The sequence below is a fragment of the Propionivibrio sp. genome (assembly GCF_049316945.1).
GTDB lineage: Bacteria > Pseudomonadota > Gammaproteobacteria > Burkholderiales > Rhodocyclaceae > Propionivibrio.
Map to the genome: position 1 here is coordinate 22,764 of NZ_JBMOJE010000023.1, position 14,958 is coordinate 37,721.

The 14,958-nt window shown below is 57.5% G+C and carries 15 protein-coding genes; 8 read left to right on the forward strand and 7 right to left on the reverse strand.

The annotated features are described in order from the left end of the window. Window positions 1–20 precede the first annotated feature (20 nt). The 3 genes from ACOYNV_RS07565 to ACOYNV_RS07575 form a co-directional block, all read right to left on the reverse strand. Window positions 21–233, reverse strand: coding sequence for a DUF2281 domain-containing protein (locus tag ACOYNV_RS07565; protein ID WP_422899149.1), 213 nt, complete (start codon window positions 231–233; stop codon window positions 21–23). Between the two features lie 130 nt (window positions 234–363). After that, entirely contained in the window at window positions 364–2,013 is a 1,650-nt protein-coding gene (locus tag ACOYNV_RS07570) for a site-specific DNA-methyltransferase (protein ID WP_422899150.1), read from the reverse strand. Window positions 2,014–2,203: 190 nt separating this feature from the next. After that, window positions 2,204–5,740 carry a PAS domain S-box protein gene (locus ACOYNV_RS07575; protein ID WP_422899151.1) on the reverse strand — a complete coding sequence of 1,179 codons (3,537 nt, stop codon included), beginning with the start codon at window positions 5,738–5,740 and terminating at the stop codon, window positions 2,204–2,206. Here ACOYNV_RS07575 and ACOYNV_RS07580 point away from each other — a divergent pair. Then, window positions 5,739–6,137: a hypothetical protein gene (locus ACOYNV_RS07580; protein WP_422899152.1), complete on the forward strand. Its 399-nt coding sequence runs from the start codon at window positions 5,739–5,741 to the stop codon at window positions 6,135–6,137. The two genes, ACOYNV_RS07575 and ACOYNV_RS07580, sit on opposite strands and share 2 nt — an antisense overlap. Before the next feature lie 13 nt (window positions 6,138–6,150). On the opposite strand, the gene ACOYNV_RS07585 is transcribed toward ACOYNV_RS07580, so the two are convergent. From ACOYNV_RS07585 to ACOYNV_RS07600, 4 genes are all read right to left on the reverse strand, one after another. Beyond that, window positions 6,151–6,906 (reverse strand): arginyltransferase, encoded by a 756-nt coding sequence (locus ACOYNV_RS07585; RefSeq protein WP_422899153.1) that lies wholly within the window; start codon window positions 6,904–6,906, stop codon window positions 6,151–6,153. 11 nt (window positions 6,907–6,917) lie between these two features. Then, on the reverse strand, window positions 6,918–7,625 hold the full coding sequence (aat, locus tag ACOYNV_RS07590) for a leucyl/phenylalanyl-tRNA--protein transferase (protein WP_422899154.1): 708 nt from the start codon (window positions 7,623–7,625) through the stop codon (window positions 6,918–6,920). Then, the gene (locus ACOYNV_RS07595) at window positions 7,609–7,908 is read right to left on the reverse strand and encodes a hypothetical protein (protein WP_422899155.1); all 300 of its coding nucleotides are present in this window, start codon (window positions 7,906–7,908) and stop codon (window positions 7,609–7,611) included. The genes aat and ACOYNV_RS07595 overlap by 17 nt, the downstream gene beginning before the upstream one ends. 167 nt (window positions 7,909–8,075) lie before the next feature. Continuing rightward, window positions 8,076–8,591, reverse strand: a complete 516-nt coding sequence (locus ACOYNV_RS07600; protein ID WP_422899156.1) for a C40 family peptidase — start codon at window positions 8,589–8,591, stop codon at window positions 8,076–8,078. A 251-nt stretch (window positions 8,592–8,842) separates the two neighbouring features. Here ACOYNV_RS07600 and ACOYNV_RS07605 point away from each other — a divergent pair, with 251 nt between their 5' ends. The 7 genes from ACOYNV_RS07605 to rplI all read left to right on the forward strand — a co-directional run bounded on the left by ACOYNV_RS07605 (window position 8,843) and on the right by rplI (window position 14,670). Then, window positions 8,843–9,838 carry an acryloyl-CoA reductase gene (locus ACOYNV_RS07605; RefSeq protein ID WP_422899157.1) on the forward strand — a complete coding sequence of 332 codons (996 nt, stop codon included), beginning with the start codon at window positions 8,843–8,845 and terminating at the stop codon, window positions 9,836–9,838. A gap of 47 nt (window positions 9,839–9,885) precedes the next feature. Further along, the gene (locus ACOYNV_RS07610) at window positions 9,886–11,028 is read left to right on the forward strand and encodes a GGDEF domain-containing response regulator (protein WP_422899158.1); all 1,143 of its coding nucleotides are present in this window, start codon (window positions 9,886–9,888) and stop codon (window positions 11,026–11,028) included. Between the two features lie 38 nt (window positions 11,029–11,066). Next, window positions 11,067–12,968, forward strand: coding sequence for a propionate--CoA ligase (locus ACOYNV_RS07615; protein WP_422899159.1), 1,902 nt, complete (start codon window positions 11,067–11,069; stop codon window positions 12,966–12,968). Window positions 12,969–13,222: 254 nt separating this feature from the next. After that, the gene (rpsF, locus tag ACOYNV_RS07620; protein ID WP_422899160.1) at window positions 13,223–13,615 is read left to right on the forward strand and encodes a 30S ribosomal protein S6; all 393 of its coding nucleotides are present in this window, start codon (window positions 13,223–13,225) and stop codon (window positions 13,613–13,615) included. Window positions 13,616–13,629: 14 nt separating this feature from the next. Beyond that, window positions 13,630–13,938, forward strand: a complete 309-nt coding sequence (gene priB, locus ACOYNV_RS07625) for a primosomal replication protein N (RefSeq protein WP_422899176.1) — start codon at window positions 13,630–13,632, stop codon at window positions 13,936–13,938. Then, a complete protein-coding gene (gene rpsR, locus ACOYNV_RS07630) occupies window positions 13,931–14,206 on the forward strand; it encodes a 30S ribosomal protein S18 (protein WP_186411290.1) in 276 nt (91 codons plus the stop codon). The genes priB and rpsR overlap by 8 nt, the downstream gene beginning before the upstream one ends. A gap of 14 nt (window positions 14,207–14,220) precedes the next feature. Next, window positions 14,221–14,670 (forward strand): 50S ribosomal protein L9, encoded by a 450-nt coding sequence (gene rplI / locus ACOYNV_RS07635; protein ID WP_422899161.1) that lies wholly within the window; start codon window positions 14,221–14,223, stop codon window positions 14,668–14,670. Window positions 14,671–14,958 lie beyond the last annotated feature (288 nt).

The window sequence follows — 14,958 nt, forward strand, 5'->3', positions numbered from 1 at the left end:
AAGCTTGAGCAAAAATGGGACTAGGCCAGTCCGGTAGTATCGATAGCGTCCGGAAAATCATCACCCACACTGCCTGCGAAGCGTTTGATAAACGCTTCTGTCGTCAGTTGGCTGGGCGTGGCTGGGGCAATGTGGTAGCGCTGTTCGAGATAAGCGATGAAATCCAGCGTCTCACGTTGCAGATCGGCGGGTAGTGCCCGCGCATGGGCGTAAATCGTATCGGGCAGGTTCATATCCACACTCCTTTATTGGATCTATTCCAAGGTCGCATTGTAAACATTGTCAGCGGCACGTTACAGCGCGGCAAGCGCGCCATGAAAATCGGCCTTGTTCTCACGTGCAGGAAAGAAAAATCCGCATTGATCACACCTCAAGCGCATACGGCGTTTGCTTGAAGGTCACGCCCTCGCGAGCGGTTCGTGCGCCCATGCGGTTGGCTGCGGCGTAGATCACTTTGGGGCCGGCGAACTTGGGCAATAGCTCGAACACCGGGCCGCTCAGCACATTGCCGCCGCCGACCGATTTGTCCTTGAGAATGCCGTTGTAGAGCAGATAGATCGCGCGGCCTTCATGCACGCCGAGCAAGGGCGACAGTGCTTCGCTTGCGTCAGGCGGGCGTCCGCTTCCCGTTTCGGCAAACCAGACGAACTCGGCCAGTTGGACGAAACTCACGTCGGAGCGAATTTGCCCGTCGGCGGTGAATAGCGGTTCGGCGGACAGGCGGCAGAACTGGAAGCCGCCGCCCAAGCCATCGACGACAGCGCCTTTGGCGTTGGTATAGCCGTTAGCCACGCGCTTGACGCGCTCGGCGGTAACGCTAGCGGCGATGTGTTCATCCATCTCGACCAGGATGAAGCGGCGCGCTCCGCCGTCCTCTGCGTTTTGCTTGAGCACCGCATGGCCGCTGGTTCCGGAGCCGGCGAAGCTGTCTAAAATCAGCGAATCCTGGTCGGTGGCGATTTGCAGGATGCGCTGGATCAGGCGAGTGGGTTTGGGGGTGATGAATACGTCATCTGAGGTCTCAAAGTCCACCAACTCCAGCAGCTCTTTCTTGGCTTCTTGCGTGTGTCCGACCTCGTTATAGAACCACATCGTTTGTGGAACGCGACCATCTTTTACTTCGTGCAGGAAGCGTTTTGTCTGTGGAATAGCGCCGCCATCCTTGCCCCACCATATTCGATTATCGAGATCCATTTCCTTGAATCGTGCTTCCGATACGCGCCAATACATTCCCTTGGGAGGTGATTCGATCACTCGTCCAGAAGGACATGTGATCGAATAGGTTCCTGCGGAATAATAATTTCGCGCTGAAAGATCGCTGGTTTTCCAGATTCCGCGTGGGTCCTTGTCCGGGTTCTTGTACGCGGCGTTCTGTTCTTCAGTTCGCGGAAGGAGATTCGGTTTCCAGGTCTCGGCTTTTGCGGCGTAGATAATTACGTAGTCGTGATCCTCTGAAAGGTGTCGAGCCGAATTTTTGGGCGAATACACCTTCTGCCAAAGCACCGTCGCGACAAAATTCTTCGCCCCAAAAATTTCATCCATCAGCAAGCGCAGCGTCGCCACCTCGTTATCGTCGATGGAAATAAAAATCGCCCCGTCCTCGCGCAAGAACTGCCGCAGCAGCACCAGTCGCGGATACATCATGCACAGCCAGCGGTCGTGGCGGTCCAGCGTTTCGCCTTCCTTGCCGACCACAGCGCCGAGCCAGCGGCGGATTTCCGGGCTGTTTACGTTGTCGTTGTACGCCCAGCCTTCGTTGCCGGTGTTGTACGGCGGGTCGATGTAGATGCATTTGACCTGGCCGGCGTAGCGCGGCAGCAGGGCTTTGAGGGCGTGCAGGTTGTCGCCGTGCACGATGAGGTTGGCGCTGTCTTTGGTGCTTTCCCTCTCCCCCGGCCCCGCAAGCGGGCGAGGGGAGCAGGACAGTTCTGGCACCGGCTCGAGCAGGCGAAAGGGGACTTCCTTGTGGTGTTTGACGACGGCTTCTTTGCCGATCCAGTTCAGCGTGGGCATCAGGTTTCCTGTTATCTGCGTGTAGGTCGGGTTAGCGTAGCGTAACCTGACAGCGGTTGATGCCTGCTCTGCAACCCTTATGATCTGGCTGTCTTCAGGCAATTTGCTTGAAGGTTGGCGTAAACAGTGGCTCTCACGGCATGGCGTGTGTAGATCGCCATTTTACGGGCGTTGCAGCTCGGATGCTGGCCTATGCCGGCACCTGATCCAGCCAGCGTAGCAAGGTTGAAAAAATCAGGTCGGGGTTTATCGGCTTGACCAGGAAATCGTTCATGCCGGACTCGAAGCAGCGTGCCTTGTCTTCGGCAAAGGCGTTGGCGGTCATGGCCAGGATCGGGGTTTTCAGGTAGCCGGGGAGGTCGCGTATCCGCCGTGTTGCCTCCAGACCATCGAGCTTGGGCATCTGCATGTCCATGATGATCAGGGCGTAGGCGTTTTCCCTGGCCATATGGATGGCCTGAACACCGTCTTCCGCCGTATCGACGCACAGTTCTGCATCCCCCAGAAGTATCCTGACTATTTCCAGGTTGAGCGGTTCGTCGTCGACAACCAGGACACGGCGGCCGTGATGGCGTTGCTGGATCACCCGCTCGGCATCGGCGGTGGCCACCGGGGCGAGGGTTTTCTGGCTGGCTTTCTTGCGTAGTCGGGCGGTGAACCAGAAGGTGCTGCCGACGCCCGGCGTGCTGTCGACACCGACCTCGCCGCTCATCAGTTCGGCCAGTCGGCGGGTGATCGCCAGGCCGAGACCGGTGCCGCCATACTTGCGCGTGGTGGAATTGTCGGCCTGCTCGAAGGCGCTGAACAAGCGGGGCAGGGTTTCGGGCGGGATGCCAATGCCGGAATCCTGGACCTCGAAGCGGACCATGAGCGAATCGGCGCTTTCCAGGTGTTTGATGGCACGCAGGGTCACCGTGCCCTGGCCGGTGAATTTGATGGCATTGGTGGCGTAATTGAGCAATGCCTGTTGCAAGCGCGCCGGGTCGCCCTGCAGGTCGGGCGGAAAGGACTCGCTGTCGATCTCTAGCCGGATGCCCTTGGCTTGGGCGCGTTCGGTCAGGATCGAGATGATATTGCTCAGCAAACTGGCGATGGCGACGGGTGCTTCCTCCATGACAAACTTGCCGGCCTCGATCTTCGAGAGGTCGAGAATGTCGTTGATGATGCCGAGCAGGTGCTTGGTGGCGGCGTCTATTTTCTCAAGGCGCTCGCCCTGCCTGGGCGTCACGTTATCCCTATGCAACAGGTGGGCCATACCCAGGATGGCGTTCATCGGGGTGCGGATTTCGTGGCTCATGTTGGCCAGGAAGGCGCTCTTGGCGAGATTGGCCGCTTCGGCCGCATTCTTGGCTTTGGCCAGTTCGGCGGTGCGCGAGATGACGAGTTCTTCGAGGTGGTGGCGGTGCTGTTCAAGTTCCTGCTCGGTCTGCTTGCGCTCTGTAATGTCACGCAGAAAGGCGAACATTTCGCCTCCACCCACGTCGCGGTAAGTGGTGCTCACTTCGATATGCCAGATCGACTCGTCCTTGCGCCGATGTGCGGATTCAAACTGCGCGCTGCCATGTTCGATGATGTACTGCACACGGGCAGCGGTATCGGCGGGGCTTTCCTCCGCTTCCAGATCCGCTATGCGCATGCCGAGCAGTTCTTCGCGGGTGTAACCGGACTGTTGACAGTAGGCCTGGTTGACGTCGAGCAAATGTCCCTGGACATCGACGCGCCAGAAGCCGTCTTTCGTTGTATCCAGAATGCTGCGCAGGTTCTCGTGGCTGTCGCGCAACGCTTCTTCGGCGCGTAGTCGTTCCAGTTCGCCCGCCGCGCGCACGGTCACCAGTTTCAGAATGGCTTCGGCCAGTGGGCGGTTCACCAGCGGGGTGCGTCCGATAACGGCAATCAGGCCGATCGGCTGGCCGGTATGGCTCCAGAGCGTGACGCCGATATAACTCTCGGCGCTTAAATCCTGGAGCACCTGATCACGCGGGAAGAATTGGCAAACGCTGGCCGGGAAGCAGCAGACCTCCTTGCCGACGACATCGCCACAGGGCGTATCCTTCAAGGCGTAGGTGACGTTGTCCTCGAATTTTCCGTCGCACCAGACGGCCAGTGTGCGGGCACTCAGTCCGTCGCCTTCGAGGCGATCGATGCAGACGTAGAACATGCCGAGGCTTTCTGCCAGGTAGCGTGCCAGCACTTGAAAGAAGGCGCCATCGGAAGCAGTGCTGCTGGTTTTTGCCAGGAAAGTCTGGACTTCCTCCGCTTTCTTGCGCGTGGTGATGTCTTCGAACAGGCAGGCGAACTGCTTGGGTGCCGGACGGAAGGCCGTGACCTCGAAATATTTCTTCAGTTCGGCCGAGTAGTTTTCGAAAAAGGCCGGTTCGCCGGTCAGCGCCACCTTGCCGTAGGTTTCGATCCAGTACCGCTCGCTGCCGGGCATGACCTCCAGCAGGGTGCGTCCGACGGTGCTTCCAGGCTGCAGGCCGGTCATCCGGGTGAACGCCGGATTGATCGCCAGGAAGCGGTAGTCGGCAGGGTTTCCCTGGTCGTCGCAAATGATCTCGTGCAGCGCGAAGCCGTTCAGCATCTCGCTGAACAGCGTCCGGTAACTTGCTTCGCTATCGAGCAAGGCCGCTTCCCGTTTTCCCAGGGTTTGCAGCAGATGATTGAAGCCGCCGATCAGTTGGCCGATTTCGTCCTGCCGGATGATGGGCAAGGGTTGCAGGTGCTGCTGGCGGCTATCCGACAGCGTGGCCAGCGTTGTCGCGGTAGCCAGCAGTGGCGAGAGTTGGCGCCGCAACATCCACCAGGTCAGTCCCCCCGCCAGCAGGGTGAGAAGCAGCGTGGCGAGCAGCATGCGTTGCTGCATGGCGTGGATCTGCGCAAAGGCTTCGGCGGTGGGCAACGAGGCCACTACGTACCAACCCGCCACGGGAACGCTTTTGGCCGAGGCCAGCACTTCTTCGCCAAGCGGGGTAACGAGAACGGACGACCCCTGATAGCCCTGGACGAAGCGGTCGAGGATCGGATTGATACCGGGGGCCGGGAGCGTTTCCATGATGCGTCTTTTGTCGGTCGCCGTAACGACCAACCGGTACTGCGGTGCGACAAGCAGATAGCCACCGGTCTTGCCGTAGGTGTTATCGGTGATTTTGTCCAGGAAATTGGGCTCGGCCAGGTTGATCACTCCCGCCAGGGCACCGATCACCTTGCCCTGAGAATCGCGAATGGGTGTCGCCATGGAGAACACCGGAGCCTGCAGCCGCTTGCCGATGACTGGCTGGCTAACCGACGATTTGCCCTCATTGAGTGCGGCGGCGATGTGATCCCGCTCGATGTAATTGACGCCGATTCGTCCGGTCTCTACTGGAACAGAGGCAACCGCGGTGCCATCAGGGCCGGTAGCGTAAACGCCAGCGTTGAACAGGCTGTGCAGAATAAAACGCTGCTCAATGAATTTCTGCAGGGCAGGTCGATTTTCGAGCAAGGAAGGATCAATGGCGCGGGCGATCAGTTCCAGTGCATTTATCCGGTCTTTCAACTCTTCATCTACATGCGCTGCCACAAACGATGCCGTCGAAAACTGTTGCTCGCCCAATAAGCGCTCCATGTCCTGGCGCAACAGCCGGCTGGCAAAAAACGAAAGCGACCACAGGCTGACCAGGAAGATGGCCAGGGTGAACAGGGTGATTCTGGTTTTAAGTGAATGCTTGGGAAGAAACGTCGAAGCCATGCTGGTTGCCACCTTGGGAAGGTTCGTTATTCCAGTTGGAAGCGCAGACGCGCTTGAATCACCGCGATATTACTCCGGTTATGTAATTCGGGCATCCATCGGAAATCGCCAGCGCGAAAGAGCAAGAAAAGCCTGGACGAAGAAACGGCGCCTGGAGCCGGGTTTCAGCCGGTTTCCAGACGCCGTTAGCGGTTTTCTGATGATCAGTGATGGTCGACTAGCGGGCGTGGTGTATGCGCGATCATTGGCTCAGGCGTTCTTTTCTGAATCAACGCTGGAAGCCGCATGGATAGGCGATCTTCAAGGTGTTGCCGTGAAGGATGGCGTAAACACTGGCAGCTACGGCATGGCCCGGCTGGACCGCCAGTTGGCGGGCGTCGCAGACCCGCTCTTTTGAAGCTATCTGGAAACTATCGCTGTCCGACCTTGAGATCGGAGTCCTCGAACTCCCGCCATTCATCGTCGATCAGCCCTTCGATCGGCCGGAACCTGGTTTTGTAGGCCATCTTGTGGCTGTCGCGAATCCAGTAGCCAAGGTACAGGTAGGGCAGATCGTTGGCGGCGCACTGGGCGATCTGCCACAGGATGTTGTAGGTGCCGAAACTGGCGCCTGCAACATCGGGGTCGTAGAAGGTATAGACCGAAGACAGGCCATCGTTCAGCACGTCGATGATGCTCACCATGCGCAGCACGCCATTCTCGGTGAATTCGATCAGCCGGGTGTCGACGCGGCTTTGCAGCAGGAAGCGCGAGTACTGTTCGTGGTCATCCTGATCCATGCCGCCGCCGAGGTGCCGTGCCGCCTGATAGCGCAGGTAGAGCCGGTAGTGCTCGTCGACGTACATCAGTGGCCGTTCGCGCGCGCGCAGTGTTCCATGTTCCTTGAGGCAGCGCCGCTGGCTGCGGTTCGGCTGGAAACGCTGGATTGGCAGTCGTACCGGAACGCAGGCGCGGCATTCCTCGCAGTTGGGCCGGTAGGAAAAGACGCCGCTGCGACGGAAGCCGCGGCGCACCAGATCACCGTAGACTTCGGTGCTGATCAGATGGGTCGGCGTGGCGACCTGGGAAACGGCTTTCTCGCCCGACAGGTAGCTGCACGGATAGGCGGCCGTGCTGTAGAACTGCAACAGCGATAGAGGGAGTTCGGAGTCGTTAATGCGTGACATTGACGGCTTTTCTAGACCCAGCCCTGGCTTGCGCCATCGCTCGCCCAACGGCCTTTCAGGGGTGGGATGGCGGTCAGTTCGTGCAGGCTGGCAATGAATTCGTTGCGCGGAATTTCGCGGGCGCCGAGCGAGGCCAGGTGCGGCGTATTCATCTGGCAATCGATCAGGCCAAAGCCTTGTGCCTCAAGAAAGCGTGTGAGGTGGGCAATGGCAATCTTGGAAGCGTCGGTGGCGTGCGAGAACATTGATTCTCCGTAGAACATCTTGCCGATGGCCAGTCCATAAAGGCCGCCCACCAGTTTATTATCAACCCAGGTTTCGACCGAGTGCGCGAAGCCAAGTTCATAAAGTTTGCAGTAGGCAGCCTGCATTTCGGCGCTGATCCAGGTGCCTGCCTGGCCGTTGCGCGGTGTTTTTGCACAGGCACGGATGACCGTCGGAAAATTGCTGTCGAGCCGGATCAGGTAGTCGCCGTTACGCAAGGTCCGGCGCAACGAGCGCGAAATCCTGAACTCGGAGGGAACAAGCACCATGCGCGGGTCGGGGCTCCACCAGAGAATCGGTTCGCCTGCCGAATACCAGGGAAAGACGCCTTGCCGGTAGGCCTGAACGATGCGCTGCGGCGAAAGATCGCCGCCTGCGCAGAGCAGGCCGTTCGGTTCGCTGAGGGCGAGTTCGAGCGGGGGAAAGGCGTCGGCGCGTTCAAGCCAGGGAATCATCGCAGAAAAACAATGGGTTGAGCGTCAGTGAAAATATCTGCATTTCCTTCGGTCGTCTTTGCGGTGGGTGTTCAGTCATTTTTCGCAAACCCTGAGATTTACTTGCTGAAGTCCGGAAGGCAACGACAGGGTCGACGTCCAGGCGGATTCCGATGCGCTCGCCGATCGCGTCATTGTGGTGCGAGGGGACGAGCGAAAGCACCTCGGCCCCATGGAAGGCGCTGTTCAGGACTTCGGCCTGCAATTCGCTGCGGTCGTCGTGAATGACATCCTCCGAGCGCATCAGGCGCGCCACATGGCAGTATTGGCAAGCGCCACGGCGCACTCGCCAAATATACGGCTAATCAGCATCCATTGTTCTGTAAATGAGGGCGTTCCCTGGAAATGCGGCAATAAAAAAGGACGCCTTGGCGTCCTGGTGAACAGTTTTTGACTATCTCAGCGTTTATCTCAACGTTCTACGACGCGGCGCGCCCCGTTGTAGCGTTTAACCCAGTAGCCCTGGCTCATGTCCTCAACCCGGATTTCAGAACCGGTGCGCGGAGCGTGCAGGAAACGGTTGTCGCCAAGGTAAATGCCGACATGGGAGAAGGTACGACGCATGGTGTTGAAGAAGACAAGATCGCCCGCTTTGAGTTCTTTTTTGTCGATTACGTTGCCCATTTCGCTCTGCTCCCGGGCCGTGCGCGGCAGCAGCAAGCCGACCGCGTCCTTGAAGACAAGCTGAACAAAGCCGCTGCAGTCGAGCCCGGTGTCGGCATCGGTGCCGCCATAGCGGTAGTTTATGCCGACAAGTTCAAGACCCTTGAGGATCAGATCCTGAGCACTGCTCGTGTAGCGTTCAAACAGGGAAGGCTCATCATTGATGAGCTTTTGCGGCTGTTCGGTAGCCTGGGCTGCGCCAACCCCGGACAGGGCGATTGCGGCGGTGCTGAGCAGGATTGTTATGAATTTGTTACTGGTCATGGGAACGCAATTTAAAAGAAAAACTACCGGGTGTAAACCTATTGGTACGCATTTCTGCCGGCCAGTGCTTTGTTTGATGACCTAATGCCATGAATTAATGGTGTTATTGTAAGTTTTACGTAAGCTTGGCTTATAAGTGTTATCTACAGCGTTTTATTGTTTTATGCTTATAATTCGCATTTACGTGAGGGCGTATTCTGCCTTCTGGCGGGCAAGCCGTCCGATAATTGTATTCATGGCAAGGAGTGTTCATGAGCCCCTTCAAGGCTTATCTGATTGAAGAAGTCGAGGGCAAGATCCAAGGCGCTTTCGTCGCCATGAACGAATCGCAACTTGACGCTGGTGAGGTGACGATCAAGGTCGCTTATTCCAGCGTTAACTACAAGGATGCGCTGGCCGCAACGGGAGCGGGACGCATCATTCGTCGCTACCCCTGCGTCGGTGGCATTGATCTTTCCGGTATTGTCGAAAAAAGCACGGATTCGCGTTTCAAGCCCGGCGATCCGGTAATTGCTACCAGCTTCGACATCGGCGTTGCGCACCATGGCGGTTATGCCGAGTACGCACGCGTTCCTGCCGACTGGGTGGTTCCTCTGCCGGTCGGTCTTTCCCTCTTTGAAGCAATGGCCTTGGGTACCGCAGGTTTTACGGCGGCACTGGCGATTGTCCGCATGGAGGAGAACGGTCTTGCGCCCGGCAAAGGGCCGGTTATCGTCACCGGGGCTACCGGCGGGGTGGGCGGTCTGGCGGTGGACATGCTGGCCAGGCTTGGCTACCAGGTGACGGCGCTGACCGGCAAGGAGGCCGAGTTTGATTACCTCAAGCGGCTGGGTGCGGCTGAAGTCATGTTCCGCTCGGCGCTCGATCTTTCCCGTATCCGGCCGCTCGACAAGACGCTGTGGGCCGGTGCGGTGGATAATCTTGGGGGTGACGTCCTGGCCTGGATCGCCAGCACCATGAAGCAGGGCGGAACGATTGCCAGCATCGGCCTGGCGGCAAGCCCCACACTGAATACTACGGTCATGCCCTTCATTTTGCGCGGCGCCTGCCTGCTCGGCATCGATTCCGGTTACATTGGCGAACCTTACCGTAGCCGCATCTGGCAGCGTCTTGGGGATGATCTGCGGCCAGCACATTTGCTTGAAATGGCGCACAGGATCAGTTTTGATGAAGTGCCGGACGTTTTTGATGGTTTCTTGAAAGGTAAGGCGCGCGGCCGTGTTGTCGTTGAACTGGCCGGTGCCTAGATTGCACCTGAGTGCAAGGTTGAATGTGATCTCGGACTGAGTTACGAATGGAAAGCTCGACCCAGTTGCCCCGTGTATTGATTGTTGATGAATCGCGTATGGTGCGCGCGATGATCATCAAGCACATCCGTGATCTCTACGATTTCCGCGAGGAGGGAAATGGTGAGGCCGCCTGGCAGGTGCTGGTTCTTGATCAATCAATTCAACTGGTGATTTGCTCGCTTTCCCTGCCGATACTCGACGGCAATGGCTTGCTGGACCGGGTCCGTTCCTCGAAGCTGCCGCGTCTTTCCCAGATGCCGATGCTGATGATTTCCGGCGACAATGATGAAGCGCTCGAACGGGCCAAGACGCATGGTGCGTCCGACTTCATCACCCGGAGTACGGGCGGAGCCGAACTGCTTGGGCGTATCGATTCGCTGCTCAAGCTTTCTCAGGCGCAGAACCAGCTCAAGGAAAACCTGGAGCAGAATGTCCAGAATCCGGAAACAGGTCTTTTTACCCGCAAGTACATCGAGTTGCAGGCGGCGCAGGGAATGTCGCATGCCATGCGGCATGGCAGCGAAGTCAGCGCCATCGTGATGGGTTTCGATAACATCGGCGCATTACGCGAAGAACACGGAATAGAAGTCGTACAGCAGTTGCAAAAGCGTTTTACCGCAATGCTGGTCAGCAAGATACGCAAGGAAGACAGCCTGGGCCATTTTGCCGGCAGCCAGTTGGTGGTAATCTCCCCGGGTACGCCCTATCCGGCCTGCGAGTCATTTGGCAATCGTCTGCGCGAGGCCATTCATGTGGCTATTATCGCGGTACATGGCCAACGCTTGAACTTGTCGGTGAGTGTCGGGGTCAGCAATAGCCCGAACGACGGGGTAACTTCTGCAGGCGCCTTGATCGAATTGGCGGGGGCGCGTCTGAAGGTGGCGCAGCAATCGGGTGGTAACCGGGTCATTGCCTGCAATGTGCAGGCATCGACCATGGTTGTTGCACCGAGGATTGATCTGGCCATCGCCATGATCAAGTCAGGGCACGAGAGAGAGGTTTTGCCGCATTTGGCCGTACTCGGCCGTCAGGTGTTGCCGTTGTTGAAACTGTTGGAACGTGATTTGAAGTTAGGTCTGCCCATGGCAGATATTGAAAAGTGCTTGATTGACCAGGCGCAGGAAACCGAAGACGCCGGGCAGGATTAGCTTCCATTAGTGCAGGGTATCAGCTACAAGGAAAAATTATGACAACAATCCAGGAGTTCCACAAACAATCGATCGAAAACCCAGACGTTTTCTGGGCAGAGGAAGCCAAGCTGATTGACTGGCACAAGCCTTTTACCCAGACGCTCGATTTTTCGCGACCGCCTTTTGCCAAGTGGTTTGTCGGTGGTGAAACCAATCTTTGCTACAACGCGGTCGATCGCCATGCTGCCAAACGCCCGAATGACCGTGCGCTGGTCTTCATCTCGACGGAGACCGACCAGGAAGTCGTTTATTCCTTCGCCGAGCTCAAGAAAGAAGTCATGCGCATGGCGGCAATCATGCAAAGTCTCGGTGTCGGCAAGGGCGATCGCGTCCTGATCTACATGCCGATGATCGCCGAGGCCATGTTTGCCATGCTGGCCTGTGCCCGAATCGGCGCCATTCACTCGGTGGTGTTCGGTGGTTTTGCTTCCGGTTCGCTGGCCACGCGTATTGATGATGCAACGCCAAAGCTGATCGTTTCTTCCGATGCCGGCATGCGTGGTGGCAAGCCTGTACCCTACAAGCATCTCCTTGATGAAGCCATTGCCCTGGCCGAACACAAGCCGGCCAAAGTGTTGATGATTGATCGTGGCCTCGACAAGGAATTCAGCAAAATCGAAGGCCGCGACGCCGACTACGCAACGCTGCGCACGCAGTTCATGGATGCCGAAGTGCCGGTCACCTGGCTGGAATCCTCCGAGCCTTCGTACATTCTCTATACCTCAGGCACCACCGGCAAGCCGAAGGGCGTGCAGCGGGATACCGGCGGCTACGCCGTAGCGCTGGCCTCGTCGGTCAAACATATCTTCTGTGGCGGCGAGGGCGAGACTTACTTTGCGACCTCCGACATCGGCTGGGTCGTCGGCCACTCCTACATCGTCTACGGGCCGCTGATCGCCGGCATGTGCACGATCATGTACGAAGGCACGCCGCTGCGTCCTGACCCGGGTATCTGGTGGCAGATCGTCGAAAAGTACAAGGTCAACGTGATGTTCTCGGCCCCGACCGCTGCGCGTGTGCTCAAGAAGTACGATACCGCTTACATGCACAAGTATGATTTGTCGAGCTTGAAGCACCTGTTCCTGGCCGGCGAGCCGCTTGACCAGCCGACGCACCAGTGGATCATGGGCGAGCTCAATCTGCCGGTGATCGACAACTACTGGCAGACCGAAACCGGCTGGCCGATCCTTTCGGCGATGCCAGGTGTCGAAAAAACCGAAATCCGCTTCGGAACGCCGAGCTTCCCGGTCTATGGCTTCGACCTGAGGATTTTCCGTGAAGACGGCACCGTCTGCGACCCTGATGAAAAGGGGATTGTCGCCATTGTGCCGCCGCTACCGCCGGGTTGCCTGACGACGGTATGGGGCGACGATGAGCGTTTTGTTTCAACCTACTTCTCGTTGTTCAGGGAACCGCAGGTTTACTCCTCGTTCGACTGGGGTATCAAGGACAAGGACGGTTATCACTACATTCTTGGCCGTACCGACGACGTGATCAACGTGGCCGGTCACCGCCTCGGGACGCGCGAAATCGAAGAGGCGATCCAGGGGCATTCGGCGATTGCCGAAGTGGCGGTGGTTGGTGTTGCCGACCAGTTGAAGGGGCAGATGCCGATGGCTTTCGCGGTCGTCAAGGATGCGGACTCGATCTCCACGCCAGAAAAGCGTGCCGAGTTGGAGAAGGCTATCTTCAAGCAGGTTGATAACAGTCTGGGTGCCATTGCCCGTCCGAGTCGCGTGCACTTCCTGACCGTGTTGCCGAAAACCCGTTCCGGCAAGTTGCTGCGCCGTTCCATTCAGGCCTTGGCCGAAGGGCGTGACCCTGGCGATCTGACGACTATCGAAGATCCGGCGGCGCTGGAACAACTTCAGAAGGCGCTGGGATTCAAAGCAAGCTGATGTAGATTGTGTAGAGTGGCCAGACCACTTGCCCTCCCCGTGTTGAATGCGCTGTCATATACGGCGCATTCAGCCCGGAGGAGGGCTTTTTCTTGCGCCTGCGCACCTGATTTTTCAGCCGGAAGGGGTGTCCGGAGACGCCGGGAAGCATCGAAAAGCATTGATTCTCAAGCCATTAATCAGCTATAATCGCCGGCTTTTCCACCTTGCTCCACCGTTCGCATGGCGGGGGGCTTTAACCTTAAGGAGTGTGCATGCGCCATTATGAAATCGTTTTTATCGTCCATCCGGACCAGAGCGAACAGGTTCCGGCGATGGTTGATCGCTACAAGGCGGTCATTGCCACGCATGGCGGAATCATTCACCGCCTGGAAGACTGGGGGCGTCGTCAACTCGCTTACCCGATCCAGAAATTGCACAAGGCCCACTATGTACTCATGAACATCGAGTGCAATGGGGAAGTGCTGGCTGAACTCGAGCATGGCTTCAAGTTCAACGACGCGGTGCTTCGTCACCTGATCATCAAAATGAAGAAGGCCATTATTACGCCTTCGCCGATGATGAAGGAAGAGAAGTCCAAGTCGATGATGGAAGCCCGTGAAGACGCTGTGGTTGAAGCCACTGCCGAAGCCGAGCCGGCGGCCTGATTGTCGAGACTCAACTGAACCGCGTTGAACTCACCGGAATCCTGATCGAGCGCAAAGCGCTGCGTTTCACCCCGGCCGCTGTGCCGGTCATGGAATGCGTGATCGGGCACCAGTCGGAACAGGTTGAAGCGGGTAGCGCCAGGCGTGTCGAGTGTGAAATCCAGGCCATTGGTCTGGGCGAGACAGCCAAGTGGCTACAGGCGGCGACACCGGGAGTCAAGGTTCATTTGACCGGCTTCCTGGCCGCTAAAAGCCAGCACAGCAAACAGTTGAGATTGCATGTAACTATGATCGAATTTGTAGAAGGGAATCAAAATGGGTAGGTTCTTCAAGAAGAAGGATGACAAGAACGTCAAGAAACGTGGCAGCGGGCTGTTCAAGCGCCGCAAGTTCTGCCGCTTCAGTCTCGAGAAAATGGATGGCATCGATTACAAGGATGTCGATCTGTTCAAGGAATACATTGCTGAGAACGCCAAGATCATGCCGGCTCGTCTGACCGGTACGAAAGCCGGCTACCAGCGTCTGCTGTCGGTGGCCATCAAGCGTGCGCGTTTCCTCGCTCTGCTGCCATACACCGACAATCACCAATAATCGAGGAATAGACGATGCAAATTATTCTGATGGAGAAGGTCGTCAATCTCGGTAGCCTTGGCGATCTGGTCAAGGTCAAGGATGGCTATGCCCGCAATTTCCTGATTCCGCAAGGCAAGGCCAAACGTGCCACGCCGGTGACGATGAAGGAATTCGAAGGCAAGCGTGCCGAGCTTGAGAAAGCGGCTGCTGAAAAGCTGGTGGCGGCCCAGGCGTTTGCCGAGAAACTGGAAGGTGTGCTGGTTACCGTTGCCCGCAAGGCCGGCGTTGATGGCCGTCTGTTCGGCTCCGTGACCAACCATGACGTGGCCGATGGCCTCAAGGCCCTTGGTTTCGATATCGAAAAATCCGATATTCGCATGCCTTTGGGCCCGATCAAGACGGTCAGCGAGTCCTCGCTGGAAGTCTCGCTGCACACTGACGTGCTGGCGACCATCAAGGTGGTTGTGGTCGGCGAGCAGTAAGCGCTTGAAATAACACGGCGCGGTTTTCAGGCGCTACAAAAAAAGCCTTGCCTTGGTGCAAGGCTTTTTTATTTCCGGGTAGGGTCTTGAGCATGGCTGGGAGTAGACTCTATGTCTTGTAAATCCTGAAAAGCTCAGGGGGTGGGAAGAAATTCCTGAACACCCACCGCAGAGGCGCAGAGAAAATGCAGAGGAAACCATTTCCCTCAAAGATTTCCTCTGCGAAACCTCTGCGACTCTGTGCCTCTGCGGTGATGCTTTTGAGTCAATTTCGCTTCACGTACCGGA